Origin of the sequence: uncultured Porphyromonas sp. (genome assembly GCF_934359325.1) — a bacterium.
Lineage (GTDB): Bacteria > Bacteroidota > Bacteroidia > Bacteroidales > Porphyromonadaceae > Porphyromonas_A.
In genome coordinates, this window is record NZ_CAKRLH010000033.1 from 1 (window position 1) to 12,282 (window position 12,282).

At 56.6% G+C, this 12,282-nt stretch carries 6 protein-coding genes; 5 read left to right on the plus strand and 1 reads right to left on the minus strand.

Annotation, left to right across the window (positions count from 1 at the left end; translation table 11 throughout):
- The first annotated feature begins 999 nt into the window (after nt 1-999).
- From Q0F21_RS02510 to Q0F21_RS02530, 5 genes are read left to right on the plus strand one after another with little or no spacing between them, the layout of a single operon-like run.
- Nucleotides 1,000-2,763 carry a C10 family peptidase gene (locus Q0F21_RS02510; RefSeq protein ID WP_297237086.1) on the plus strand — a complete coding sequence of 588 codons (1,764 nt, stop codon included), beginning with the start codon at nt 1,000-1,002 and terminating at the stop codon, nt 2,761-2,763.
- 29 nt (nt 2,764-2,792) lie between these two features.
- On the plus strand, nt 2,793-4,328 hold the full coding sequence (locus Q0F21_RS02515) for a PL29 family lyase N-terminal domain-containing protein (RefSeq protein ID WP_297237088.1): 1,536 nt from the start codon (nt 2,793-2,795) through the stop codon (nt 4,326-4,328).
- 14 nt (nt 4,329-4,342) lie between these two features.
- Nucleotides 4,343-6,160 (plus strand): Ig-like domain-containing protein, encoded by a 1,818-nt coding sequence (locus tag Q0F21_RS02520; protein ID WP_297237090.1) that lies wholly within the window; start codon nt 4,343-4,345, stop codon nt 6,158-6,160.
- 16 nt (nt 6,161-6,176) lie between these two features.
- Nucleotides 6,177-8,618: a hypothetical protein gene (locus Q0F21_RS02525; protein ID WP_297237091.1), complete on the plus strand. Its 2,442-nt coding sequence runs from the start codon at nt 6,177-6,179 to the stop codon at nt 8,616-8,618.
- Nucleotides 8,619-8,663: 45 nt separating this feature from the next.
- Nucleotides 8,664-10,427 carry a hypothetical protein gene (locus Q0F21_RS02530; RefSeq protein ID WP_297237093.1) on the plus strand — a complete coding sequence of 588 codons (1,764 nt, stop codon included), beginning with the start codon at nt 8,664-8,666 and terminating at the stop codon, nt 10,425-10,427.
- A gap of 547 nt (nt 10,428-10,974) precedes the next feature.
- Here Q0F21_RS02530 and Q0F21_RS02535 read toward each other — a convergent pair.
- Nucleotides 10,975-12,192: a bifunctional 3,4-dihydroxy-2-butanone-4-phosphate synthase/GTP cyclohydrolase II gene (locus Q0F21_RS02535; protein WP_297237095.1), complete on the minus strand. Its 1,218-nt coding sequence runs from the start codon at nt 12,190-12,192 to the stop codon at nt 10,975-10,977.
- Between the last annotated feature and the right edge of the window lie 90 nt (nt 12,193-12,282).

The following is a 12,282-nucleotide window of genomic DNA, read 5'->3' on the forward strand; positions in this document are numbered from 1 at the left end:
GTTGCTCTTCGCTTTATTGGTTTCGTACGTTGACGTATATATATCGTCACTTAAACTTTCACCCAAGTTGTATCTCTCTAGGTCTCAGACGAAGTGACACTATTACTGTCCCATCGTGAAAACTGGTATACTACTTGTTTTCCTGTCTTGTACTTACACAATTCACATCGCTTACTCCTTATCTCTAAGAAGGGCGATGCCCTTGTCTTATCTTTATGTCTATGATCTCTGTTTTCAGCATCTCCCGCCCCTCGGGCGGTGATGTGAGTGCAAAGGTACGAAAGTTTTTCATTCCTGCAAGCGACCGGAAAATTTCTTTTCTGCGACCCGCTCACCCCGACCTCTGCCGGAGCCTCAGGAGCGTACCCCTCTCGGCTTTGCGAGTGCAAAGGTACAACTTTTCTCATTCCCCGCAAGTCTTGTCTCGGAAATTCCTCAAAGAATCCTCACACAACCCTGACAGTCAGCCCAAAAGAAATCCACCCCTCCGCAATACTCCCCTACCCGAGACAGGAGCAGAGACCCCACTCCCATCAGGCCTAGCACTATTACCGGTATTAGTGAACTCTATTACCGCTATTAGTCATCACTATTACCGGTAATAGATTTCCCCCAGTGCGGGGACGCTCCTGTCCCCTAACCATCTCCTCGAAGCAGCCACCCCCTTTTCCTCTCATCCCCAAGGAATACAATAATCAAAATAAAAAATTAGCCCGACGTCGTAAAACCAATCCCGAAAATACGAGCGGACAAACCGCAACACAGCTTTAGGATCCGTCGCAAATCAGCCGGGACATCGCAGCCTCATAGATCATCATCCGCCTCATACACTCTAAATTGGCTTGCCCATCTCCACTCTCTAAAAAAGAATCAATATCCCTGTAGTTTGCCATATTAGGCAGTAGTTAAATTATACTTACATTTGTCTCCGAACTAATCGTGGGGACAATTTCAGCCTTGGTCTCCATGGTCGGTTTTAACTTTTAAACCAAACCACTTATGAAGAAAAGACACCTGTTCTGGCTGATCTTAGCCGGGCTTCTCTGTAGCTGCTCCAATAGGAGCAACGTGCAGGAGCCGGAGAAGACAGCTCCCGAACTAGTCAAGGATGACTACTTCATCTCTGAAGAGAGAGCCGAAGAGATTGCGGCCGCACTCCCGATCAAGGGGGAGCTGCACCTCTTAGCGACAGACAAGAGCGTCCCCGAAATGCGTAGCATCGGAGAGAGAGAGAGAGAGTATCAGCCGGCGTACTACCTCTTTGCCGGTGAGAAGAGCGGCTACGTCATCGTAGCCGCCACTGAGCGCGCCTACCCGCTGCTAGGGTACTCCGAGAGTGGCAAGATCGACCCGAACAATCTGCCATGCGGTCTCCGGATGATGCTCGACCTCTATGCGGAGCAGATCAATGCGGCGCGCTCTCAGGACGTCAAGCCTGTAAACACTCGATCTGACGTCGATCCAGACAACACCGTAGTAAAGCCACTCCTCGGGGATATCCTGTGGGATCAGGGGATGCCATTCAATGGCATGACCCCCGGACACACGCCGACCGGATGCGTCGCCACCGCCACTGCTCAGATCATGCGCTACTGGCGGTATCCTGACCGCGCTGTCGGCACCCACGGCTATATGAGCAATCTCTACGGCTACCTCTCCCACGACTACAACTACCACCTCGACTGGAACGACATGCCGGCTGCGCCAAATGGCACTCCCGATGATGAGATACAGGCCAGGCCCAATCAGACCATCGCACGCTTTATGTACGGTCTGGCAGTGGCGATAGACATGAACTTTGCCCCTCAGGGCAGCGGGACGACACATGACAAGGTGGTACCCGCACTGATCCGCCACTACGGCTACTCTAAGGACATCCTTCGCGTCACGGAGCAGGAGGCAGGATACCTCTGGGCCTCTATCATCAAGAGCGAGCTCGATGCCGGACGTCCGGTACTCCATGGTGGAACCGGGAGCGGTGGTGGTCACTCGTTTGTCTGCGATGGATACACCTCTGATGATCTCTTCCACTTCAATTGGGGCTGGAGCGGCATTTCCAACGGCTGGTTTAAGCTCAACGCCCTCAACCCCGATGCCCTCGGCACCGGTGGCGGCACTGGTGGCGGGTACAATAAGAACCGCGACATCGTGATCAACATCGCTCCTCCGGCCAGCATCCCGGGCAAGGACACTGACGGCAAAGACCTGGAGGAGGATGACGAGCAGATCGATGAGGACGAGGCAACCATGATAGTCAATGGTGTGTCCTACTCCGGTGTGACGGTCTTTGAGCCGCTCGACCTCTTCATGGGATATGTGAGGATCAATGGTATGAGCAATCCCTCGGCGGCTGACGGCTACTCACTATACAATATGAGTGACCGACTCATCTCGGCAACCGCCGGTGAGAAGCTCGAGATAGAGATCGAGACCGAGCATACCAATTTCTTTACCTCCCCCGTCGTCGGTATCTACATTGACTACAATGACAACGGAGTATTCTACAAGAACAAGACAAAGGAGGGCAAAGTGTACAATGACCTGGACGAGAAAGTCCATCTGGGGAAAGTCTCGTTCGGCAAATTCGCAACCACCTACACTATCCCGGCAACTGCCGCCAAGGGCATCCATCGCCTCCGCATTATCCTCGACGACGACAAGGAGTACGAGGGAAAGGGAGAGGGCGACTTCTGGGCAACTAACCCCAATACAAACGGACTGATAGCCGGAGAGGTGGAGGACTACTTCATCGAGATTAAGTGACCAAGTCTCGCTATATATAACTAATGAGTATGAATAAGCGACAGTATATAATCACAGCCGTCGCAGCCATAGCGGGACTGATCCTCGCCGGCTGTACGGATCTCACTGACCTCGACAATCGGGTCAAGGATCTGGAGGGACGGATGACCAAGGTGGAGGGACTGGTAAAGTCAGCCAACGAGAGCATCTCCGCTCTGCAGAAGCTCATCGATGCGCAGAGCAAAAACATGGCGGTCAAGGACTACCGCAAGCTGGAGGACGGCTCAGGATATGTGCTCGTGATGAGCGATGGCGAGGAGATCGTCGTCCGCTCCGGCAAGATGCCACAGATCAGCATGATCGAGGAGGATGGTGTCCTCTACTGGGCGATCGACGGTAAGATCGTACACGATGCAACGGGGAATCCGATCCCCGCCAAGGGTCCCAAGGGAGATCCCGGAGCGGATGGCATCACCCCGCAGGTGCGGGTAAGTGCCGACGGTTACTGGGAGGTGAGCATCGATAACGGTGCCACCTGGAAGCCGATCCTCGATGCCGATGGCAAGAAGGTCAAAGCAAAGGGTGAGAAGGGAGAGCCCGGAGAGCCCGGTCTCCCCGGCGCGGACGGAAACGATGGTGCTGACGGGATCACCCCGCAGGTACGGGTAAGTACCGATGGCTACTGGGAGGTGAGCATCGACAATGGCACCACCTGGAAGCCGCTACTTGATGCCGACGGCAAGAAGGTCAAGGCGCAGGGTGAGAAGGGAGAGCCCGGGACACCAGGTCTCCCCGGTGCAGACGGAAACGACGGAGCTGATGGCATCACGCCTCAGCTGCGTGTCGATGCAGACGGCTACTGGGAGGTGAGCCTCGACAATGGCACCACCTGGCAGTCTGTCCTTGATGTCAATGGGCAAAAGGTGAAGGCAAGAGCGACCACTGCTGATCTCCAGATCACGGAGGATGACGAGAGCGTGACGATCGTCTACAACGGTAAGACCTTTGTCCTGCCCAAGGCGCCCAAGGTCGTCCCCGCCACAGGGATCCGGCTCACCAAGACCTCCGCAGAGCTGGATGAGGGAGAGACACTTGAGCTCTTCTACAAGCTGGAGCCGAGTGATGCCACGACACAGGGAGTTACGTGGGCATCGGACAATACCGATATCGCCACCGTGGATGAGGACGGCATCGTCACTGCCGTCAAGGCCGGCACCGCCACCATCACCGTTTCTGTCAAAGGACAGCCGGAGATCAAGGCGACCTGCACCATTACCGTCAAGAGCAGCGCCATCGCTGTGACCAAGCTGACCCTATCCGAGAGCTCGGCCGAAGTTTCCGTAGGGAAGACGCTGACCCTCACCTGCACCATCGAGCCTACCAACGCAACTAACAAGGAACTCGTCTGGAGCACCTCCAACGAGACCATCGCCACCGTGGACGCTCAGGGCGTAGTGACCGGTGTCAAAGCCGGCACCGTCACCATCACTGTCGCCTCGAAGTCCGACCCCTCGGTCAAGGCAACCTGCACAGTGACTGTCGTAGGCGAGACCTCCATTGACGATGTACCGGTTGTTGGGCTCTAAATGAATACACTATTATGAGACAAAATATATCCTATATCTTTACCGCACTACTGCTCCTTGCACTGGCTTCGTGTCAGCAGAGAGCGCAGATGCCGGAGCCGGACAATACAGATGCCACAGGAGGGTACACGATGTCCCTCACCGTCGTCGCTCCTGACGCCGACCCTTCACTCCGCGCCCACCTGTCGGGAGAGGCAGGAGACCCGGTGCTCAAGGCGACCTTCAAGGAGGATGACGACATTGCTCTCTTCGTCTGGCAGGACGGCAAGCTCTACGACCTCGCCAACGTCGGCTTTGCCAGCGTGGAGGAGGGCGGCAAGCGTGCCACCCTCACCTTTGAGCTCCCTGCGGGCGTCGATGAGACCAAACCGATCGACCTCATCGCCTACGATGGGCCGGCCGACTTTGGGTACAAGAGTGGCACGGAAGTGAGGAGATCATATATGCTGATCGAGGGTGACAAGATCCTTATCAACGGGATGCCCTATGGACCGATTGAGCTGGACAAGTTCTCAGCTCCGGTTATGTTTCACGAGAAGGGGATTATCCCATCGGAGACTGAGCGGACCGAGAGGTTTGTGAAGTTTAAGCACTTCGGATGTTACGAAGTGATCTTCTTCACCAACAACTCTGATACCGCCATCGAGCCAAGGGTTGGCCTCTCCCAGAAGGGACGCTCCAAGTACGGAATGACGAGGAAATGGGCTTACGACAGCCAGCTCGACATGACCGATTTCGGCATGAAATATCCGTACATCAACCTCACCACCGGCGAGCTCTTCTACAGCAAGGACACAAAGCCATCTATGCGCTTCGCTAGCACTGGAAAACTCGAGCCGGGTGCTTCCGTTACCTTAGTCTCCTGGTACGTGCCCAATGCCAAGGTAACCCTGCCCGAGATGGAGCTTGCCTACAAGAATGGCTATGACTGGGTAGTGTCCGATCAGAAGATCGCTGCCAAGGACTTCCCTATGGAGATCGGCAAGGCTTATGCGGTCTCCGGCTCATGGGATGGCACCAAGGTGACCATCGGTGAGGTGACGACCATCGAGCCAACCGCCATCACACTCGACCAAAGCGAGCTGACGATCAAGGTGGGTAAGAAGGCAACCCTCACGCCCACGATCGAGCCGGCGGACGCCTCCAATAAGAATGTCACCTGGAGCTCCTCCGATGAGACGGTGGCAACGGTCTCAGACGGTGTGGTAACAGGTGTCAAGGTCGGCACCGCTGAGATTACCGCAAAGACCGCCAATGGTCTGACCACAAAGGCTACAGTGACGGTGGAGGAGATCCCCGTGACTAAGATCAACCTCCCCGCAACGGAAGCATCGATGACCATCGGAGGGACGATGGATCTCAAGCCGACGATCGAGCCGGCAGACGCGACCAACACACACATCTCCTGGAGCTCCTCTGACCCCGACGTGGCTACAGTGGATGCCAACGGCCGAGTGACTGCCAAGGGAGCCGGCACCGCCACCATCACCGGTACTGCCGCCAGTGGCGTCACAGTGACCTTAGTCGTCACCGTCTCTGACGAGGTGATCGAGGTGACCGCTATCTCGCTCGACAAGACCGAGGCTACGATCAAGGTAGGGAAGTCGCTGCAGCTCACGGCCACCATCGAGCCATCGGGCGCAACCGACCAGAAGCTGGAGTGGACCTCCTCCGACTCTGACAAAGCCATAGTAACAGACGGACGGGTGACCGGTGTCGCCCCCGGCGAAGTAACCATCACCGTCAAGACGACTAACGGCAAGACAGCTACCTGCACCATCACTGTAGAGAAGACGAAGGGAGTACCAGATGTCCCCGGTGTCGAACTATAATCCTCTTCCCATGACTATGAATAAAAGAATATATGCAGGACTACTGTCCCTGCTCCCCATCCTGCTGGCTCTCACAGGCTGCAAGCAGGAGAGCTTCCGCCCCGCAGGTACAGACACCTCGGACGGATCCGCACTGACGATCAAGGTGAATGCCCCCGGGGAGGATCCCTCTCTCCGTGCCGTGATGTCTCAGATGGAGGACTCGAAGGACTTCCTCGTTCGCTTTAAGGCTGATGACAAAATCCTGCTCTTTGCCTCTCAGGATGGCAAGCTCTTCGAGATCGGAGAGGTTCCCTTCGCCACGCTCTCAGAGGACGGCAAGGTAGGAACGCTCAGCGTCACCCTACCCGCAGAGATTGACCAAAGCAAGCCGATCGATCTCGTGGGCTACAACGGCATCAACCAGAGCAGTTTCAAGGGACCCAATATGGTCTACTACGACAAGGATCACTTCGATGAGAATATCCTCTCCCCGGAGCTGAAGGGTCGGGCGCTCGCGCTGATGCCCGCCTCATCCTACAATGGATGCCGGATAGAGGACTTCGATGCGCCTGTGGTCTTCCGTCTCAAGGGGATCGTCCCTGCCGAGACCGATATGACCAAGGTGGAGGGAGACTTTGAGCACATCGGAGCCTACGAGGTGGTCGTCCTCGAGAATAGGAGCGACAAGCCCTTCCGCGATCCCGTCACCTTCTCGGAGCCGGGTACACGGACGAAGAAAGACTACGTCTACAATGGTGGCTACCGCTCCGGTGTGGGGACCAGGTACCCCTTCATCGACCTGATGACGGGAGAGGTGCTGGAGTTAGCTCAGTCAAAGCCCTACCAGAGCTTCCTGTCCAGAGCCAAAGCACTGGAACCCGGAGAGACCGGTCTCTACATGACCTGGGTAATGCCTCGACCTGACCTAACACAGATCCCTGAGCTGACACTCGCTGCAGGATCCTACTCCTCCACCGTCACCTCAGAGGGATTGATCCCGGCACGCAAGGGACCGATGAAGAGTGGTATCGCCTACATCGGCTACGGCTACTGGGATGGCGAGCATATCGTCGCCCTGGATCGGGAGAAGGAGGAGCGCAAGACGCAGTATGTCACCATCACCACGGATATCCCGCTGGGCAGTCCCATCACCGTCTCTGCCTACCTGGACTACAGCAGTCGTGATGCGGCCTACGTGGATCTTAATGATAATAACGTCAAGGATCCCGGTGAAGCGATTACGAAGTCTTTCGGCGCCATGGAGTACACCGTCTCCCAGCCGAGGATCTCCTTCCGCGGTGCCTTCGAGGATCTGCAGCTCTCCAAGCAGCAGCTGACCGATGTGGAGATCAGCCCCGTCGCCTCGCTCTACGACCTGGATGTGAGCTACAATAAGCTTTCTGCGACCGTGATCAATAAGATCATCGATCAGCTCCCTGACCGTTCCGGAGTGAAGCCCGACGGAGTGCACCACCTGCTGCTCCAAATCTCCGGAAACCCGGGACTTGAGGAGGACGTGGAGATCAACCTTCAAAAGGCTCTCAGCAAGGGCTGGAGCGTCGACGTACCGATAGCACGCAACGACCTGCCGCAGAACTATATGGAGCTCTCAGGCAACCCGCCCTTTACCCTTGCCTTCTCCGTGGAGGCCGATCCCGCAGAGCGTGACAACATCTGGATTGACCTCAATGGCAACGGGACGCTGGACGAGGGGGAGAAGATCGAGAACTTTGGCACGGCTGCCAACCTTGTCTATCCTCAGACCTCTCAGCTCTTCATCTACGGACACATCACCTCCCTCACAGTCTCCTACGGCAATGTCAGCTCCTACTACGGCGCTGCCGAGAAGGAAGAGTCGGCTAATAGAGAGCTCAAGCACCTCAACCTCTCCGGCACCGGGGTCATGATGTGTCTCTCCGCACTCTTCCCCAAGCTGGAGACGCTCCTGCTGGCAGACAATCCAACGCTCTTCTTACTGGACAACGAGGAACTCCCCCTCCTGTACAATCCTGCAGGTCTTAAGGTCCTCGACCTGGGGAACTCCGGCTCGATGATACGAGAGATGAAATACAAGTATGATGTGCCCCGATTTGGTCTGATGACCGGCCTCACCTACCTCAATATCCAGGGCTGGGGCTGGACCAGCAAGCAGGTCGACCTGAGCAAGATGACCAAGCTGGAGCGACTGATCGCCTCCGGCAATAACCTTGAGACGATAGACCTCTCCGGAGCAAGGGGTCTGAAGTACATCGAGCTCATCGACAATCAGCTCACTGCCGAGACCATCAACAAGCTGCTGAGCGACCTCCCCGATCGCACAGGCAAGTCTCCCGGTCAGCTCTTCATCGCAGACAACCCCGGCTCCGGCTCCGGTAAGTACTCCATCGCACGGAGCAAGAACTGGAGAGTCGATGCCCGCAACAGCATCAGCAACCACCCCGCCCGCAGACCCAATATGGAGGGCGAGGACTGGTAATGATCCGGTGAGTCTTTATCCTCACAACGAACAATATATATGACTATGATAAATAGAAAGATAAGCCTCTCCCTGCTGCTGTCGCTCTTTATCCTGGCGCTGTCAGCCTGTACGGACAGGTCGATCAATACCCCCGAGGAGACACCCTCAAGTGATGGTCAGACCTACACCCTGCGCGTCACCGCAGGTCCCTCTCCGGAGACCCGATCCATCATCAAGGACCGCAATAGCAAGGGCATCCTACTGAAGTGGAATAAGGGGATGTTTGACCTCAAGATCGCCTTCGTCCAGGGAAGTAAGGTAAGGCTCCAGCGCGGAGTCGAGGTACTGGAGGCCGAGGGGGAGTATTGTACCTTCGAGGTCACTCTGCCTAAGGGGATCGATGCGGAAAAGCCGTTTGACCTCTACGGCATCGTGGCGGAGGACATGCTCCTCAAGAACGGCCGACTCATGGTCGGCGTGGGAGCCAGACCGCTCTACGAGCTGACCGAGTACTCCAATAATAAGGACGGCTACGTGCCGGTCTACTTCTGCACTAAGGAGGTCTCCGTATTTGATGAGGAGATCAAGGCAGACTTTGTCCACCTCGGCTCCCTCGCCGTCGTGACGCTCAAGAACAACTCCGACAAGCCCTGGCGTCTCGCAGGTATGGCAGTCCGTCCGACAGACGGGTTCACTGAGTTTTACCACAAGGGCTCGCTGCCCTTTGCCGGCAATGCGCCGATCCCGTATCTCAATATAATGGACCTAACTGAGGCGCCGGTCTACTACAGGACTCGCGTCACCTACCCCGATGTGACGATCGCACCGAAAGAGACGCAGCACTTAGGCTTCTGGTTCTGCCCCAATACTACGGAGAGCACTCCCGAGGTAAGTCTCGTCGCATACGATCCGGAGGGACAGAGAGAGATCATCTCCACCAATACCCGTCCCGCCCGCACTGCCATGCAGCCGGGGAGGGCATACAACCTCTACGCCGAGTGGAGCGGTACGGAGCTGAGGCTGACGGATCCCTTCGACAAGGAGTTGCCGACCGATCTGCCGACGATCAAGTTTACCCTCAATTCCGCCCCCGCCGAGGGGATCTACCTCGCTATCAGTCCGAGCAATCAGGAGGCTGAGAGTACCGCATGGATCGATCTCAATGCCAACGGCACCTTTGATCCCGGAGAGGCGATCACAGAGTTCCAGAAGGATCTCCGCGAGGATAATATGACCCTCTATAAGCCAATGGAGACCACCCTCACAATCCATGGGGACATCAGCGGCTTTGCCGTCTCCGGTGTGTCCAATGAGAAGCGGGAGATGGTGAATTGGCTCACCTCCCTCGAGGTCAGCGACAACAGCCCGCTCGAGAACTTAGTGGTCTACAATGGTCAGATCACGTCCGTCGATCTGTCCGGCCTGACGAGACTGAAAGAGTTGGAGTGGGTCTTCAATGGGACAGAGACCATCACCCTGCCGACCGATGGCAAGACCCTGCAGTCTGTGATGATATCTGCCAACCCGGGTCTCAAGGCGATCGATATCAGTAGCGCCGCTAACTTGACAGTGCTATTCCTCGAGGAGAATGGACTCACCTCCATCACCACACCGACGATCTTCAACGGTCTCTGGATCGGCAGCCTCAAGGGCAATCAGCTGGAGAGAGCACCTCTGGAGAACTTTATGAGAAGTCTCAATAAGGGCGAGCAGAAGCTTGCCAACTGGATGTTCACCCTGGACATCTCCGACAATCCCGGCTCTGCCAAGGCTGACACCTCCATAGCCACCACCAAGGGCTGGTCGGTGACTCACGACAAAGAGTAACCCCGAGGACACACCTAACAGAAGAGGAGGCATCGACCACAGCGGTCGGTGCCTCCTCTTCATTTTTGCACGCCTTTCCAGGATCGGCCAGGCTCACGCAGCACACCACCGAGTGATAGGTGCCGGGACCAGTCGTGCTTGAGAGCCGTCCGTCAGCCCTGTGCCCTCGGACTAATACCGGTATTAGTCATCACTATTACCGGGTTTAGTGATCACTAAACCCGGTAATAGAATTCACCGAACTCTATCCAGCTCGATACGAAACTCCCCGGCGCCGGGGATCCCTGCCGGCATAGGAGATGAATGCGGAATCGGGCGGGTCGGGTAAAACTCAAACGCATCAGCCCTGTACTATATTTGCCCTCTCACACCACCGTACGTGCCGTTCGGCATACGGCGGTTTATTTCGTTTTCATGGAGATCTCCATTTCTTCCATATCACCTCCCCATTCCGCTCCCTTCTTGTATCATACCGAAAAAAAAGGGGCAGAGCCGGGAGGAAGTCCGGCTCTGCCCCTTTGGGTAAATCCTTTGGGTGGGTCTCTGCTTAGACCTCGTGGAGGTCCTGACCCATCTTCTCCTTCTTGGTGCGGAGGTAGCGCTCGTTGTACTTATTCGGCGCGATCTCGATCGGGACGTGCTCCACCACCTCGAGGCCGTAGCTCTCGAGTCCGACCCTCTTGACTGGGTTATTGGTCATGAGGCGCATCTTGCGGATGCCGAGCTTCTTCAGGATCTCGGCGCCGACGCCGTAGTCGCGCTCATCGGGACGGTGACCGAGGTGGACATTGGCCTCGACGGTGTCCATGCCCTCCTCCTGGAGCTTGTAGGCGTGGATCTTGTCCATCAGTCCGATGCCTCGGCCCTCCTGATTGAGGTAAACGATGGCACCGCGACCCTCCTTCTCCACCTGCTCCATCGCACGGTGCAGCTGCTCGCCACACTCACAGCGGAGTGAGCCGAAGATATCGCCCGTGGCGCAGCTGCTGTGGACGCGCACCAGCACCGGAGCACCGTCGGAGACTTCGCCCTTGACGAGCGCGACGTGCTCCAGTCCGTTGCTGACCTGACGGAAGGGGATGACGCGGAAGTCACCGTACTTCGTTGGCAGCTTCGCCTCCACGCCCTCCTCGACGAGGCTCTCACTATTCATCCGATACTTGATCAGGTCGGCTATGGAGATGATCTTGAGCCCATGCTCCTTCGCAAAAACGAGGAGCTGAGGCAGACGGGCCATAGTGCCGTCCTCATTGACAATCTCGATGAGGCAGCCCACGGGACGAAGTCCGGCGAGACGACAGAGGTCGACCGTCGCCTCGGTATGTCCGGCGCGGATGAGGACCCCTTCGTTGCGGGCACGGAGAGGATTGACATGACCCGGTCGGGCGAGGTCATCGGGACGGAGTGAGGGGTCGGCGAGGGCTCGGATGGTGGCAGCGCGGTCCGACATGGATACGCCTGTGGTGACGCCGTGACCGAGGAGGTCGACAGTGACGGTGAAGGGGGTGCCGAGGGGGGAGGAGTTATCCACCACCTGCATCGGCAGCTCCAGCTCACCGCAGCGCTCGGCAGTCATCGGGGTGCAGAGCACGCCGCGACCGTAGCGCATCATGAAATTGATGATCTCCGGGGTCATCATCTCGGCGGCGCCGATGAGGTCTCCCTCATTCTCCCGGTCCTCATCATCGACTACGATGATGAGCTTACCGTGACGCAGGTCCTCCAGCGCCTCATCGATAGAGTTGAGTTTGATCGTATCGTTCATATTTAGTACTTAGTGTGATTTACGATGTTCGGTGATGCGGGCGATCTCGTCCCGCACCTTATTATTATTGTCCCGGACGTGCTTGCACTC